Source organism: Bacteroides finegoldii DSM 17565 (genome assembly GCF_000156195.1).
Classification (GTDB): Bacteria; Bacteroidota; Bacteroidia; order Bacteroidales; family Bacteroidaceae; genus Bacteroides; species Bacteroides finegoldii.
This window is the reverse complement of the sequence record NZ_GG688339.1, coordinates 24,433-40,669: the sequence shown is the minus strand read 5'-3', so window position 1 is coordinate 40,669 and position 16,237 is coordinate 24,433. Positions and strand designations below refer to the sequence as shown.

Here is a 16,237-nt window from a genome sequence, read left to right as displayed (position 1 = left end):
CTAAACAAGGTTCGATTTCTGAGATTTTTTGTATCTTTACCATGTGTTTTTATTTTAGATTCCCCCCCGTTTTGGCTGTCAAACCGTTTTTTGGGGGGAATGCTTAAAGATACAAAAAAGGCAACTAATTCGCAATGAAGTAGTTGCCTTAAATTTTATTATTTTAGGAATATCCCTAATTACGTAATTACGCAAGGAAAGAAATCAGAACACCGGCAGCTACGGCAGAACCAATTACTCCGGAAATGTTACTTGCCATACAATACTGCAATACATGATTTTTCGGGTCATATTTCAAAGCAATCTCGTTAGCAACACGGCTTGCCATAGGCACAGCACTTAATCCGGTAGCACCGATAAGCGGATTGATTTTCTTCTTGGAGAAGAGATTTACCAATTTCACAAACAGAATACCACCTGTAATAGAAAGGGCAAATGCCAAGAATCCGCCTATCACGATACCGATAGTCGTCCAGTTCAAGAAAGCTTCTGTCGTCATAGTAGCACCAACGGACAATCCTAAGAAAATAGTAGCAGCATTCATAATGCTGTTAGAAGCTGCATCAAACAAACGGAAAGTATTTGTTCCGATCTCTTTCACCAGATTACCGAACATCAACATACCAATCAAAGGTACTGCGCTAGGTACGAAAAGAGCGACAACAGTAGTCACTACAATCGGGAAGATAATCTTCAATACACGCAAATTTTTGATTTCTGTTTTTGACGGATACTTCTTTTCTTGTTCTTTCATGTTGATACTTAACTCTTTCTTTGAACAAAGCAGTTTCACTACCAGCGGAATAATCACCGGAACTAACGCCATATACGAATAAGCGGCAATAGCAATCGGTCCCAGCAAATGCGGAGCCAACTTAATGGTTGTAAAAATGGCTGTCGGACCGTCCGCACCACCAATGATACCCAAAGAAGCTGCTTCTTTTGGAGTAAATCCCATCAAAATAGCCACCAGCAACACGGTAAAGATACCAAGCTGCGCAGCAGCACCAAATATGGAAAGACGTAAATTACGTAACATCGGTCCAAAATCTGTCAACGCACCGACACCCATAAAGATGATTGGAGGCAGGAAACCGGTTTTTATCAACATATAGTAAATGAAGTTCATTAATCCCAATTCGTGGGCAATGTCATGCAACGGCATTTCCCAGATATTTTTCAACACTCCGTTTACCATCACCATACCATTCTCATCTGCCTGAATAACTCCCATATCTCCACCGGGAAAGTTGGCAAGCAACACCCCGAAAGCAATGGGAACAAGCAGCAACGGTTCGTACTGTTTCTTGATACCGAGATAGAGCAGAACAAACGCGATGGCATACATTATCAGGAACTGCGGTTCGGCAATGATATTGCTGAACGCAGTCATCTCGTATAAATTCTCAAATATCTCGTTCATTATCCTATCTTCATTAATACATCATCTTCTGAAACAGCATCTCCCGGAGTAACGCAAATGGCAGTAACCGTACCGCCAAACTCTGCACGAATGGCATTGTAAGTCTTCATGGCTTCCACATAACAAATGACATCACCTTCTTTCACCGTGTCGCCTACTTGCAAAGCAGTCTCCTGCGCATTCTTCACCAAGAAAAATTTGCCTTCTAGCGGTGAAAGCACTTCCTTGCCCTCTCCAGCCGGAGCAGCGGTAGCGGCTGATGCAACAGGAAGTTCGGTATCACCATAAGCCACTGTCACACGATAGGCCTGTCCGTCAACTTGCACAGTCAGTGTCTTCGGTTTTGCATCTTCCTCCGGAGATTTATCTTTTTCTGCACGACGCTTAGCAACATCTTCCAAGAAGTCTTCTTTTGCTTTTCCACTCTTGTAAGCCTCATACTGAGCCGGATGCATGGCATATTCGAAGAGCTCTTCGTCATCCTGCCCTACGTCCCATTTATTCTCCTTCATCAACTTACGGTATTTATCGAGACTGTCCGGATAGTTATCCTGCGGATTCCCGTCAAAGAATTTACGGCCTTCACGCTCCGCCTTTTCAATAATTTCAGAAGCGAGTTTACCCGGCAAACGTCCGGCTTTACCCAAAATCATATCCCAAATATCGTCGGCAATCATTCCCCAGCGCTCTTTGCCTTTCTCCATCGCCATCACGTTCATCATGGCCAGATTCTTCACATATTGACTGAATGGTGTAACCAACGGAGGATAACCGACACGAGGCCATACGTAAGCCACTTCATCAAACAACTTAATAAGAAGCTGATCCTGTGTCATAAACGGCAAATTACGTTTTGCCTTGTATTTATTGATAGATTCAAGATTGGATTCAAGGTCAGCCATCAAACTCCCCATCATACCGCCCGGCAATCCGGGAGCAATCAATAAAGAGTTCATCAGACGGTTTTTCGGGCTGATGTACAATCCGAGAAAATCGTCCATAAATTCCTGAATTAATGCACGCACCTTCATATAAGCTTCCATATTGATTTCAGGAACCTGATATCCGGCGTCTTTCAACATAGCCTGTACACTCAGCAAATCAGCATGACCTGTACCCCATGACAATGGTTCCATGCCTACGTCGATATAATCACATCCTGCCTCGCATACTTCAAGAATACTTGCCATATTAAATCCGGGACCGGCATGACTGTGATATTGCACAGGAATATCGGGATGAGCAGCCTTGATATTCGCTACAATTTTACCCAAAGAAACAGGGCGTCCAATACCTGCCATATCTTTGATGCAGATTTCATCAGCTCCCAGTTTGATAAGCTCCAACGCCATATTGGTGTAGTACTCCACAGTATGAATAGGCGAATGAGTGATACAAAGCGAACATTGCGAAATCATCCCAGCTTCCTTTGCATACGTAATGGAAGGGGCAATATTGCGGACATCATTCAATCCGCAGAATGTACGGGTAATATCTGTGCCTTGTGCTTTCTTTACTTTATAGAACAGTTTGCGGACATCTGCCGGAACAGGACTCATACGGAGTCCGTTCAGCGCACGGTCGAGCATATGAGTTTGAATACCGGCTTCGTGGAACGGCTTAGTCCATTCACGTACAGCCTTATTCGGATTCTCACCAAACAATAAATTCACCTGTTCAAAACCTCCGCCATTGGTTTCTACGCGGGCAAAACAGCCCATATCAACAATAGCAGGAGCTACCTTTACGAGTTGATCTACACGAGGTACATATTTTCCGGCAGATTGCCACATATCTCGGAAAACCAAACTAAACTTTACTTCTCTTTTCATGTCTTTCAATGATATAACTTTTTATAGATTTATAATTTTTCCACTTTAGTGACTTTTCCCTTACCTAATGTCACCACATTCACAGCAGCACTGATAGCGGCCAGAATATTTCCCGGAATAGGTGCAGGACCTTTCTGTGTTTCCTTCTTCGCAGGAAGCACTTCTTCAGGAGCATATTTGTTGACCAGAGTAATTAAAAATTTACCTAAATAAATCACAATCAGCAGAATAACAAATACTGTAGCCATTCCGACTACCATCAGCAGGATCGCTGTTTCAATATTTTCCATATAATTAAATTATTAGTTATTTCAGTCGTTTATTCAAAAAGCGTTCGAAAATACCAAATATTTATTATAAAATTAATTAAGGGAGGGATAATAAAGTATAAAACCATAAAGTTTCTTGCTCGCAGACATATAAAACAAATGTGAAAGAAAGCTCAAAGGAACGTTCTTTCACACTCTCCAAAATTTCCAAAGTATAGAATATACTTTAAAATTCGCTTGTAAAATGGAATTTAATATGTTTGAAATCCATTTGAGCCATCTGAAGTACATAACCGGAATCTGCCAGGAATACATCACGTCCTTCCCTATCCTTTGCCATATACTGATATTTACGTTTCTTGAAAGCTTCCAATTCTGCCGGGTCATCACTTTCTACCCAACAAGCCTTATAAAGACTCACCGGCTCCCATCGGCAAGACGCGTTGTACTCATTCAACAGACGATATTGGATAACCTCAAACTGCAACTGCCCCACCGTACCGATAATTTTACGACCGTTGAATTGATTGACAAACAACTGAGCCACACCTTCGTCCATCAACTGATCAATTCCTTTAGCCAGTTGCTTCTGCTTCATCGGATCGGCATTCTCAATATACTTGAACATTTCCGGCGAGAAACTCGGCAAGCCGCGGAAGTGAAGCATTTCACCTTCCGTCAGCGTATCGCCAATCTTGAAAGTACCATTATCCGGCAAACCGATAATATCTCCGGCGTATGCCTCGTCAATCGTTGTCTTACGCTGTGCCATAAACTGGGTAGGCGATGAAAAACGCATTGTTTTTCCATGACGTACATGCTGATAAGGGGCATTTCGTACAAATTTTCCGGAACAGATCTTACAAAATGCAACACAAGAACGGTGATTCGGGTCGATATTAGCGGTAATCTTAAAGATAAATCCGGTGAATTTAGGTTCTTCCGGTTTCACTTCTCTTTCTTCAGCCTGCACAGGACGAGGACTCGGAGCTATTTCCACGAAACAGTTCAGCAACTCCTGAACACCGAAGTTATTCAAAGCCGATCCAAAGAATACCGGTGCACAGTCACCCGCTAAATAAGATTCAACATCAAACTCCGGATAAACCCCTTCAATCAGTTCCAGATCACCACGCAGCTTATCCGCCAGCGTTTTGCCAATCTGCTTATCCAACTCTTCCGTATGAATATCAACGGCAACCTTTTCCGTCACCATCTGTTTAGACGGCTGATACAAATCCAGTTTCTGTTCATAAATATTATATACCCCCTTAAAACGAGGTCCCTGTTCAATCGGCCATGACAAGGGACGAACCTGAATCATCAACTCCTCTTCCAATTCATCCAGCAAATCGAACGGGTCTTTTCCCTCACGGTCCATCTTATTAACAAAAATAATTACCGGAGTCTTTCGCATACGGCAAACTTCCATCAACTTGCGCGTCTGTGTTTCCACACCTTTTGCACCGTCCACTACAATAATCACACTATCCACTGCAGTCAACGTACGGTATGTATCTTCGGCAAAATCCTGGTGTCCGGGAGTATCGAGGATATTAATCTTGTAGTCCCGATAATCAAACTCCATCACGGAAGTCGTCACCGAAATACCACGTTGCTTCTCAATCTCCATCCAGTCGGACGTAGCCGTTTTCTTAATCTTATTACTCTTTACCGCACCCGCTACCTGAATCTGTCCTCCAAAAAGCAATAATTTCTCCGTCAAAGATGTCTTACCCGCATCCGGATGCGCAATAATGGCGAACGTTCGCCGTCTCAAAATTTCTGTATTATCTGCCATATTTATTCATCATTCTTCATTTTACCAATGCATCGTTCAAGACTCTCTTCCCAATGAGGAATCTCGATGCCAAACGTTGTTTTTATCTTTGTCTTGTCCAATACGGAATAAGCGGGACGGTTTGCCTTTGCCGGATATTCCGCAGTGTGCAAAGGTTTCACTTTACAAGAAGTTATTCCCGCCAAACGATGAATAGCTACCGTAAAGTCATACCAGGAACATACGCCTTCATTGCTGAAATGATAAATACCACGAACTATCCCCTTATTGATAATTGTGTAAATAGCCCGCGCCAGATCATTGGCATAAGTAGGAGTTCCTATCTGGTCAAAAACAACTCCCAAACCATCCCGTTCCTTTCCGAGACGAATCATCGTTTTCACGAAATTATTTCCATAAATGGAATAAAGCCATGCGGTACGGATAACTACCGCTTTCTCACAATGGTCCATCACTTCCTGTTCACCTTCCAGCTTGGTAGAACCGTAAATTGAGTCCGGACAAGGCTTGCATTCTTCCGCATAAGGAGTATGAGCAGTCCCATCAAAGACATAGTCCGTAGACACTTGAATCATAGCAGCATTATTGGCTTGCGCGGCACGTGCCAGAATGCCCGGAGCTACACTATTAAGTTTATGAGCCAATTCCCGGTTATCTTCCGCCTTGTCTACTGCCGTATAAGCTGCACAATTTACAATCACATCAATCTGTTTTTCAGAAATATATGACCAAACGGCTTCTTTATCACATATATCAAGTTCCTGAACATCCGTAAAATAATACAAATGTTGCGGGTTCTCTTTCGCAAGTACCTGCATCTCATTGCCAAGCTGACCGTTGGCACCCGTTACTAAAATTCTCATTTATTCGTCCAATTTTAATTCACCTTTGCGGTCTTTATCATAATAGTTCGCCAACATAGACAAGAAACTAGTAATAGCTTCCACTGCTTTTACAGTGCCTTCGCTAATCGTTTTTTTCTGAAGACGAAGCAAAAACACACCATACAATGCCTCAAAGCAAGTTTCCAATTCGGGCTCTTCTTTCTTACCGTTCTTATTTCGCAATTCTACGATAAATGGTAATGCCTTAAAATATGCGGCACTATAAAAAGGAAATTTAGGAGAAGAAGTCAATGCATTATGCAATTCAGTCAAATTGATAATTACATTTTTATTAATCTGCAGATGTCCTTTTTCACGAACACCTTCTTCACCCATCATCGTTATCAGATTTCCATACCACTCTCTCATGGCAGGCCGTTGGTCTTCCGGATAGCGGGCAATCACATTCGCTTCGATTTCCTCCGGTTCACAATGATTGGCGCGGACCAGATCTTCCTCCTGCCACATATATATAAGGTATTCGGCAATATTCTTTTCTTTCAGTTGTTGTGCTATCTGATTCATAAGCTATTTCTTAATAAAGTGACTCTCCCAGCAATGTATAAACCAGTCCGGCTACAGACGCCAGCATCACAATACTGCCAATAACCCGGTTTAGTATCCAGATACCGCGCAAATTGAATTTTGTACGTACCTTATTCACAAAATAAGTGATTCCGAGCCACCACGTCAAAGCCCCCATAGCTATGGCAAAATATCCCGTAATTTCTTCAAACACCAATACACCCGGCTGCACAAATGCAAAACGGGCAAAAAGTCCGATAAACAGGAATATAATTAATGGGTTGGAAAGTGTTACAAAAAAAGCGGTAATGAAATTATGAAAATAGGAACCTTTATTCGACGAAGCCGGACGAATGGATTGTACCGGATTACTCCGAAAGGTATATATACCAAAAAGGAGTAGCATAATACTCCCCAACAGCTGCAAATAGAAAATATTCTTATTGATATAATCAAATACAAAACTCATGCCATAACCGGTAAGCAAAGCGTATGCTATATCACTCAAGGAAGCTCCCAGCCCTGTTACAAAGCCATACCAGCGTCCCTTATTCAAGGTCCTTTGAATACACAGCACGCCCACCGGACCGAGAGGTGCGGACACAACAACGCCAATAATAAAGCCTTTAACTATTATATCGAATATTGTCTCTATCTGAATCATGTCGCAAATATCGCACTTTTTTATGATATGGGGATAGGATATTAACGTTTTTTCCACACAAGAATCAAGAATATACTAACAACAAGTAAAACTGCATATCGGAAATATACATATTAAATATACGATTGGAATTTATTCTTCTTTTTTTTCCTACCACCAATGAAATTAATTATCTTTGTGGCGCAAAAGAGAAGAGTTTCTTCTACAGAGACTTCAATTATAAAATGGCAAATCATAAAATCATATATATAAGACATGATTCTTTTTTTCAGAACCCCTTCCAAGAGCGTGATTGCCGTAGAGAGCAACCATCAGCTCACCCCTGACGAAAGTAATAAACTCTGCTGGCTTTTTGGCGAAGCCGTGATGGAAAGTGAAGAAAACCTGAAAGGCTGTTTCGTTGGTCCGCGCCGCGAAATGATCACTCCTTGGAGTACAAACGCTGTAGAAATCACCCAAAACATGGGGCTTGAAGGCATCAGCCGCATCGAGGAATACTTCCCTGTTAAGGACGAAAATGCCGATCATGACCCGATGCTCCAACGTATGTACAAAGGACTCGACCAGAACGTATTCACAACCAACCGTCAGCCGGAGCCGATCATTTACATCGAAGATCTCGAAGTGTATAACGAAAAAGAAGGTCTGGCACTTTCTAAAGAAGAAATGGACTACCTGAAGAAAGTAGAAAACGATCTCGGCCGTAAGTTAACCGACTCTGAAGTTTTCGGTTTTGCACAAATCAACTCCGAGCACTGCCGCCACAAAATTTTCGGCGGAACGTTCATCATCGACGGTGTAGAACAGGAATCTTCCCTGTTCCAGATGATTAAAAAAACCACACAGGAAAATCCGAACAAAATCATCTCCGCTTATAAAGATAATGTAGCCTTCGCTGAAGGTCCGGTTGTGGAACAGTTTGCTCCGGCAGATCACTCCAAACCTGATTATTTCCAAATAAAGGATATCAAAAGCGTTATCTCACTGAAAGCGGAAACACATAATTTCCCGACAACCGTAGAACCGTTCAATGGCGCATCTACCGGTACAGGAGGTGAAATCCGCGACCGTATGGGTGGTGGTAAAGGCTCTTGGCCGATTGCAGGTACTGCTGTCTACATGACTTCTTACCCACGCACGGAAGAGGGACGCGAATGGGAAGAAATCCTTCCGGTACGCAAATGGCTATACCAGACTCCCGAACAGATTCTTATCAAGGCTTCCAATGGTGCTTCCGACTTTGGCAACAAGTTCGGTCAACCGTTAATCTGCGGTTCGGTGCTGACTTTCGAGCACACAGAGAATAAGGAAGTTTATGGTTACGACAAAGTAATCATGCTTGCCGGTGGTATAGGCTACGGTACGCAACGCGACTGTTTGAAGGGAGCTCCCGAAGCAGGAAATAAAGTTGTGGTCATCGGTGGTGATAACTATCGCATCGGACTGGGTGGCGGTTCTGTTTCTTCAGTCGATACAGGCCGTTACAGTAGCGGTATCGAATTGAATGCAGTACAACGTGCCAACGCCGAAATGCAAAAACGTGCCAATAACGTAGTACGCGCTCTTTGCGAAGAAGACGTGAATCCGGTAGTTTCTATCCACGACCACGGTTCGGCCGGACACGTCAACTGCCTGTCCGAATTGGTAGAAGAATGCGGTGGATTGATCGACATGAGCAAATTGCCTATCGGCGACAAGACATTATCAGCCAAAGAAATCATTGCTAATGAAAGTCAGGAACGTATGGGCCTGCTGATAAAAGAAGAAGCAATCGAACACGTACGTAAGATTGCCGAACGTGAACGTGCTCCGATGTACGTAGTCGGTGAAACAACCGGTGATCATCGTTTCGCTTTCCAACAAGCTGACGGCGTGCGTCCGTTCGACCTTGCCGTAGAACAAATGTTCGGTTCTTCTCCCAAGACATACATGGTAGACAAAACAGTGGAACGTCATTACGAAATGCCGAAATATGAATTGCCTAAACTTCATGAATATCTGACGAATGTATTGCAGCTTGAGGCTGTAGCTTGCAAAGACTGGTTGACGAATAAGGTAGACCGTTCGGTAACAGGCAAAGTAGCTCGTCAGCAATGTCAGGGTGAACTTCAGTTGCCGTTGAGCGACTGTGGTGTCGTAGCACTCGACTACCGTGGCGAAAAAGGTATCGCTACCTCTATCGGACATGCTCCGCAGGCAGCATTAGCCGATCCGGCTGCCGGCTCTATCCTTTCCGTATCCGAAGCGCTGACCAATCTGGTTTGGGCTCCAATGGCAGAAGGCATGGACAGCATTTCTCTGTCTGCCAACTGGATGTGGCCTTGCCGCTCTCAAGAGGGTGAGGATGCCCGTCTTTACACAGCTGTTAAAGCATTAAGCGATTTCTGCTGTGCGCTACAGATCAATGTTCCTACCGGAAAAGACTCTCTGTCTATGACACAGAAGTATCCTAACGGTGAGAAAGTTATTTCTCCGGGAACAGTGATTGTTTCTGCAGGCGGCGAAGTTTCCGACGTAAAGAAAGTTGTATCTCCGGTATTGGTTAACAATGAAAAGACTACACTTTATCATATCGACTTCAGCTTCGATGAACTGAAACTGGGTGGTTCGGCTTTCGCCCAATCTCTGGGTAAAGTAGGCGATGATGTACCTTGCGTACAGGACGCTGAATATTTCCGCGATGCATTCCTTGCCGTACAGGAACTTGTCAACAAAGGACTGATTCTTGCAGGACACGATATATCTGCCGGTGGTTTGATTACCACATTGCTCGAAATGTGTTTCTCTAACGTAGAAGGCGGTATGGAAATCAGCCTTGACAATATGAAGGAACAGGATATCGTTAAGATTCTGTTTGCAGAAAATCCGGGTATCGTTATCCAGATCAGCGACAAGCATAAGAATGAAGTGAAGAAGATTCTGGAAGATGCAGGTATAGGTTTCGTGAAATTGGGTAAACCGACTGACGAACGTCACATTCTGGTATCCAAGAACGATGCCACCTACCAGTTCGGCATCGATTATATGCGTGATGTCTGGTATTCTTCCTCTTACCTGCTCGACCGCAAACAGTCTATGAACGGTTGCGCCAAGAAACGTTTCGAGAACTACAAGATGCAACCTGTAGAATTCGCATTTATGCCGGAATTCAAAGGTAAGCTTTCTCAATATGGCATTACTCCGGACCGTCGTACTCCAAGCGGTATCCGTGCCGCCATCATCCGTGAAAAGGGTACAAATGGCGAACGTGAAATGGCTTATTCACTCTACTTGGCAGGCTTCGATGTGAAAGACGTTACAATGACCGACCTTATCAGTGGACGTGAAACACTGGAAGATGTAAACATGATTGTTTACTGTGGTGGTTTCTCCAACTCTGATGTGCTTGGTTCCGCCAAAGGATGGGCGGGTGCATTCTTATTCAATCCTAAAGCAAAAGAAGCATTGGATAAATATTATGCACGTGAAGACACCTTATCATTGGGCGTTTGTAACGGTTGTCAGTTAATGATGGAGCTCAACCTTATCAATCCTGAACTGGAGAAAAAAGGCAAGATGTTGCACAACGATTCACATAAATTTGAGTCACGCTTCCTCGGCCTTACCATACCGACAAACCGCAGTGTAATGTTCGGTTCTCTAAGTGGTAGCAAACTAGGTATTTGGGTGGCCCATGGTGAAGGAAAGTTCTCTTTGCCATACGATGAGGATAAATATAATGTAGTAGCGAAGTATAGCTATGATGAATATCCGGCTAACCCGAACGGTTCCGACTATTCTGTCGCAGCATTGGCTAGTGCAGACGGCCGTCACCTGGCTATCATGCCTCACTTGGAACGTTCTATCTTCCCGTGGCAAAACGGTTGTTATCCGACCGATCGTAAAAACAGCGATCAGGTAACTCCATGGATAGAAGCATTTGTCAATGCCCACAAGTGGATTGAGACAAAAATGAAATAAACAGTCCTTTAAAATTTTATGCCACAAAGAGAGTGTGTCAGTTCTGATACACTCTCTTTTTTCTCCTTCTGCTTCCCGCTCTAACTTAATTCCTGTTTTCTGCAACTTAATTCTCTGAAATAAGCAACATATACAAACAGCAATAGAACAACTGATCCGCCAGATATTTGAGATCCACGTTATCTTTATCCAAAATTTTGTTATATCGAAAATTCTTCCTAATTTTGTCAAACTTTTCCTCCTCTAGAATAAGATTCAATAACCCTTAAAAGTCCTTTCACATGAAAAAATGGATTTTTCTATTATTATTGTTTCCTCTAACCTGTGTCGCTCAGACGTATCAATATCTTGGAGTGGAAGATGGGTTAAGTAATCGGCGAGTTTACTGCATTCAAAAAGACAAAATCGGTTATATGTGGTTTCTCACTCACGAAGGAATCGACCGTTATAACGGAAAAGAGTTCAAACAATATAAACTGATGGATGGCGACATAGAAGTGAATTCTCTGTTAAATCTCAACTGGCTATACATCGACCAAGAAGGAGTCTTATGGGAAATCGGAAAAAAAGGAAAGATATTCCGATACGATGAGCTTCACGATACCTTCGAACTTGTCTATAAGCTGCCGATAGAAAACTTTCGCGATTTACCTGCTCCTATCAGCTTTGCATGGCTTGACGAAAACAAACAAATCTGGCTATGCAATGAAGAAACAATCTTCCTCTACAACACAGCTACCGGCCAGATCGGTCACATAAAGAATAAAATAAAAGAAGAAATCACAGATATCGAACAAATAGATAAATCTCATTTCTTTATTGGCACGGAAAGGGGCGTTCACTATGCCAAACTGGAAAACAACACTTTGGAACTTATCGACTGTGACAAATTGGAAAATCAAAAAGTTCAAGTCATCGATCTCTATTTTGATAGAAAAATCGGGAAACTATTTATCGGAACTTTCCAACGGGGAATTTTCGTTTACGACATGAGTATCAAATCCGTCACACAGCCGGAACGCAATTTAAAAGATATCAGTATCACGCAATTCAAGCCTCTGAATGACAAAGAATTGCTAGTAGCCACAGACGGAGGAGGAGTTCATAAAATAAATACTGAAAACTACTTACTGGAGCCTTATATCATCACAGACTACAACAGTAATAATGGCATGAACGGCAACAGTATCAATGACATTTATGTAGACGATGAAGAACGTATCTGGCTGGCAAACTACCCTATTGGGATTACAATACGGAATAACCGTTACCCCAGCTACAAATGGATTAAGCATTCTATAGGCAACAAACAATCTTTAATCAACGACCAAGTAAATGCAGTCATTGAGGACAGAGATGGAGATTTGTGGTTCGCAACAAACAATGGTATCAGCTTCTTCAATTCAAAGACCGGCCAATGGAGTTCGGTCCTCAGTTCTTTTGAAAAACCGCAGGCAAACAAGAGTCACATCTTCCTTACCCTCTGCGAAGTATCTCCCGGCACAATCTGGGCAGGAGGATATTCCTCCGGAGTATACCAAATAGACAAGAAGTCTCTACAAATCAGCTATTTCATGCCACCGCTATATAGCGAAGGGGTCATGCGACCGGACAAATATATTCGCGATATCCGTATGGACTCACAAGGATATATCTGGTCAGGTGGATTCTACAACTTAAAACGTATCAACCTGAAAACGCAGAATGTACGACTTTATCAAGGACTGAACTCCATTACCGCCATTACTGAGAAAGATGCCAATAGTATGTGGATAGGTAGTGCAACAGGACTATATCTTCTGGATAAAGAATCCGGAAAATTCGAGCATATCAAACTTCCGGTGGAATCTACCTATATCTATTCTTTATATCAAGCCAAGAACGGTTCGTTATATATCGGAACCAGTGGTTCGGGATTGTTAATCTACGACTTTGCCCAAAAGTTATTCACTCATTACTACTCGGAGAATTGTGCCCTGATATCCAATAATATCTATACCATATTATCAGATGCGGACAAAGAATTACTGATGGGTACGGAAAACGGACTAACAAGTTTTTATCCGCAACAGAAGAAGTTTTATAACTGGACTAAAGATATGGGATTAATGACTACGCATTTCAATGCGCTGTCTGGTGTTTTACGTAAGAACAACCACTTTGTTTTTGGTAGTTCGGAAGGGGCTGTCGAATTTCATAAAGATATGAAATTGCCTAGAGATTACTCTTCCAAAATGATTTTCAGTGATTTCAAACTCTTTTATCAGACTGTTTATCCGAGAGACAAGCACTCTCCGCTAAAAGAAAGTATCAATGATATCAAAACATTGGAACTAGGATATAATCAGAATATTTTCTCTGTACAAGTTTCTTCCATCAACTACGACTACCCTTCTAATATTCTATATTCCTGGAAGTTAGACGGTTTCTATGAAGAATGGAGCAAACCCGGAGCCGAAAGTACGATACGCTATACCAATCTCGCACCCGGAGAATATACCCTAAGGGTACGTGCAATTTCTAATGAAGACAAACGCGTCGTTATTGAAGAAAGAAGCATCGATATTATTATTGACCAGCCGTTTTGGTTAACATTCTGGGCAATGTTGTTTTATGCAGGTATCCTATTTCTCATAGCTTCCGTCTTATTGCGTATTATAATTTTAAGAAAACAACGTAAGGTCTCTGATGAAAAGATCCATTTCTTTATCAATACAGCACATGATATCCGTACTCCATTGACACTGATCAAAGCACCTTTGGAAGAACTCCGTGAAAAAGAAGAACTGAGCAAAGAGGGAATTTCTAATATGAATACAGCTCTGCGTAATGTGAATGCGCTATTGCGCCTTACGACTAATCTTATCAATTTCGAAAGGGCAGATGTATATTCTTCCGAGCTGTACATTTCGGAACATGAGCTAAATACGTTTATGAACGAAATATATGGAGCATTCCAGCAATATGCCAATATTAAACATATTAACTTCACCTACGAGAGTAATTTCAGATACATGAATGTGTGGTTCGACAAGGAAAAGATGGAATCCATCCTCAAAAACGTCATTTCGAACGCATTGAAGTATACACCGGAAAATGGCAGTGTACAAATCTTTGTTTCAGAAGCTGCGGATTCGTGGAGCGTGGAAGTCAGCGATACGGGAATCGGAATTCCTGCCAATGAGCAAAAGAAACTGTTCAAACTGCATTTCCGTGGCAGTAACACGATCAACTCAAAAGTGACGGGCAGTGGTATCGGACTTATGCTAGTCTGGAAATTAGTCCGGCTGCATAAAGGAAAGATAAATTTGTCAAGTATCGAAAATCAGGGATCAATCATCAAGATAACTTTCCCGAAAGACAGTAAACGTTACCGCAAAGCACACTTGACAACGCCAAACAAACAGCGTCCGGAAACAAAAAGCAGCAACGACATTCCACTCCCGGCACCTGAAATTTACGAGAATACACAAAAAGAAGAAAAAAAAGAAAAGAAAGAAAAGAGCCAACGTATTCTGATTGTGGAAGATAATGATGAATTACGCAATTATCTGTCACAAACATTATCCGAAGACCACCTCATTCAAGTATGTTCCAACGGAAAAGAAGCATTGACCGTCATTCCCGAATATAAGCCAGATCTGGTTATCTCGGACATTATGATGCCGGAAATGCGAGGTGACGAACTATGTCAGGCTATCAAAAGCAATATCGAAACCTCGCATATCCCCGTTATCTTATTGACCGCACTGAATAATGAGAAAGATATTCTTTCCGGACTGCGGATCGGGGCAGATGAATATGTGTTAAAGCCATTCAATATCGGTATATTGAAAGCAACCATCTCCAACTTGTTGGCTAATCGCGCACTTCTACGCAACAAATATGCCAGCCTGGATTCGGAGGATGAAGAGAATGATGATGATGAAGAATACATCAACTACTCCCAGGACATCGACTGGCAGTTCATAGCAGATGTCAGAAAGAATATAAAAGACAACATTGACAACCCTGCGCTCACAGTAGATGTACTCGCCAGCCTGATGGGCATGAGCCGTACTAGTTTTTATAACAAGTTGAAAGCGCTTACCGACCAGTCACCGGGTGACTACATCCGGCTGATTCGCCTGAAACATGCCATAAAGTTATTAAAAGAAAATGTACATAATATAACTGAAATATCCGAAATGACAGGATTCAATGATGTCAAGTATTTCCGTGAAGTATTCAAGAAACACTATAACGTGAGTCCCAGCCAATACTTTAAGGAGAAAAAAGAAGACAACAAGGAAGGAGGAGAAAAAGAAGAATGAACATATATCTCGAATCATTTGGAATCTTTTTTAAAATAGGCGCCTTCACCATCGGAGGAGGATACGCGATGGTGCCATTGATTGAAAATGAAATCGTAACCAAACGGAAATGGATTGCACAGGACGACTTCATCGACCTGCTGGCCATCTCTCAATCCGCTCCTGGCATTTTGGCAGTCAACATATCCATCTTTATAGGATACAAATTGCGCGGTATACGGGGAAGTATTGTTACGGCACTGGGAACGATTCTGCCATCTTTCATTATCATATTGACCATCGCCCTGTTTTTCCACAACTTCAAAGATAATCCGATAGTGGAACGGATATTCAAAGGAATCCGTCCGGCAGTAGTGGCGCTTATCGCCGCACCTACGTTTACTATGGGGCGGTCTGCAAAAATCAATCGTTACAATCTGTGGATTCCGGTTGTATCGGCACTACTTATCTGGCTATTGGGCTTCTCTCCCATCTGGATTATCATAGCTGCAGGTGTAGGAGGCTTCCTTTGGGGAAAGGTTAAAGAAGTTGAGAGTTGAAAGTTGAGAGTTGAGAGTGAGAGGCCA

At 42.4% G+C, this 16,237-nt stretch carries 10 protein-coding genes; 3 read left to right on the top strand and 7 right to left on the bottom strand.

Annotation, left to right across the window (positions count from 1 at the left end):
• Positions 1-187: 187 nt before the first annotated feature.
• From BACFIN_RS00895 to BACFIN_RS00925, 7 genes are all read right to left on the bottom strand, one after another.
• Positions 188-1,423 (bottom strand): sodium ion-translocating decarboxylase subunit beta, encoded by a 1,236-nt coding sequence (locus BACFIN_RS00895; RefSeq protein WP_007758070.1) that lies wholly within the window; start codon positions 1,421-1,423, stop codon positions 188-190.
• On the bottom strand, positions 1,423-3,255 hold the full coding sequence (locus BACFIN_RS00900; RefSeq protein WP_007758069.1) for a biotin/lipoyl-containing protein: 1,833 nt from the start codon (positions 3,253-3,255) through the stop codon (positions 1,423-1,425). Before BACFIN_RS00900 ends, BACFIN_RS00895 begins: the two co-directional genes overlap by 1 nt.
• A gap of 29 nt (positions 3,256-3,284) precedes the next feature.
• Positions 3,285-3,545, bottom strand: a complete 261-nt coding sequence (locus BACFIN_RS00905) for an OadG family protein (RefSeq protein ID WP_007758068.1) — start codon at positions 3,543-3,545, stop codon at positions 3,285-3,287.
• A 205-nt stretch (positions 3,546-3,750) separates the two neighbouring features.
• Positions 3,751-5,325, bottom strand: coding sequence for a peptide chain release factor 3 (locus BACFIN_RS00910; protein ID WP_007758067.1), 1,575 nt, complete (start codon positions 5,323-5,325; stop codon positions 3,751-3,753).
• A 2-nt stretch (positions 5,326-5,327) separates the two neighbouring features.
• Positions 5,328-6,188 carry a dTDP-4-dehydrorhamnose reductase gene (rfbD, locus tag BACFIN_RS00915; RefSeq protein WP_007758066.1) on the bottom strand — a complete coding sequence of 287 codons (861 nt, stop codon included), beginning with the start codon at positions 6,186-6,188 and terminating at the stop codon, positions 5,328-5,330.
• Complete coding sequence (locus BACFIN_RS00920) at positions 6,189-6,734, bottom strand: DUF4924 family protein (protein WP_007758065.1); 546 nt, start codon at positions 6,732-6,734, stop codon at positions 6,189-6,191. It abuts the gene before it with no gap.
• Between the two features lie 10 nt (positions 6,735-6,744).
• Entirely contained in the window at positions 6,745-7,398 is a 654-nt protein-coding gene (locus BACFIN_RS00925; protein ID WP_007758063.1) for a LysE family translocator, read from the bottom strand.
• Positions 7,399-7,653: 255 nt separating this feature from the next.
• Between BACFIN_RS00925 and purL the strand changes: the two genes are divergently transcribed.
• The 3 genes from purL (at position 7,654) to BACFIN_RS00940 (ending at position 16,210) form a co-directional block, all read left to right on the top strand.
• Positions 7,654-11,358 (top strand): phosphoribosylformylglycinamidine synthase, encoded by a 3,705-nt coding sequence (gene purL / locus BACFIN_RS00930; RefSeq protein ID WP_007758059.1) that lies wholly within the window; start codon positions 7,654-7,656, stop codon positions 11,356-11,358.
• A gap of 281 nt (positions 11,359-11,639) precedes the next feature.
• Positions 11,640-15,671 (top strand): hybrid sensor histidine kinase/response regulator transcription factor, encoded by a 4,032-nt coding sequence (locus tag BACFIN_RS00935; RefSeq protein ID WP_007758057.1) that lies wholly within the window; start codon positions 11,640-11,642, stop codon positions 15,669-15,671.
• Positions 15,668-16,210 (top strand): chromate transporter, encoded by a 543-nt coding sequence (locus tag BACFIN_RS00940; protein WP_007758053.1) that lies wholly within the window; start codon positions 15,668-15,670, stop codon positions 16,208-16,210. Before BACFIN_RS00935 ends, BACFIN_RS00940 begins: the two co-directional genes overlap by 4 nt.
• Positions 16,211-16,237 lie beyond the last annotated feature (27 nt).

Coding starts and splice junctions, on each gene's coding strand:
- BACFIN_RS00895 (WP_007758070.1), bottom strand. CDS start 1,423: ATGAACGAGATATTTGAGAATTTATACGAGATGACTGCGTTCAGCAAT.
- BACFIN_RS00900 (WP_007758069.1), bottom strand. CDS start 3,255: ATGAAAAGAGAAGTAAAGTTTAGTTTGGTTTTCCGAGATATGTGGCAA.
- BACFIN_RS00905 (WP_007758068.1), bottom strand. CDS start 3,545: ATGGAAAATATTGAAACAGCGATCCTGCTGATGGTAGTCGGAATGGCT.
- BACFIN_RS00910 (WP_007758067.1), bottom strand. CDS start 5,325: ATGGCAGATAATACAGAAATTTTGAGACGGCGAACGTTCGCCATTATT.
- rfbD (WP_007758066.1), bottom strand. CDS start 6,188: ATGAGAATTTTAGTAACGGGTGCCAACGGTCAGCTTGGCAATGAGATG.
- BACFIN_RS00920 (WP_007758065.1), bottom strand. CDS start 6,734: ATGAATCAGATAGCACAACAACTGAAAGAAAAGAATATTGCCGAATAC.
- BACFIN_RS00925 (WP_007758063.1), bottom strand. CDS start 7,398: ATGATTCAGATAGAGACAATATTCGATATAATAGTTAAAGGCTTTATT.
- purL (WP_007758059.1), top strand. CDS start 7,654: ATGATTCTTTTTTTCAGAACCCCTTCCAAGAGCGTGATTGCCGTAGAG.
- BACFIN_RS00935 (WP_007758057.1), top strand. CDS start 11,640: ATGAAAAAATGGATTTTTCTATTATTATTGTTTCCTCTAACCTGTGTC.
- BACFIN_RS00940 (WP_007758053.1), top strand. CDS start 15,668: ATGAACATATATCTCGAATCATTTGGAATCTTTTTTAAAATAGGCGCC.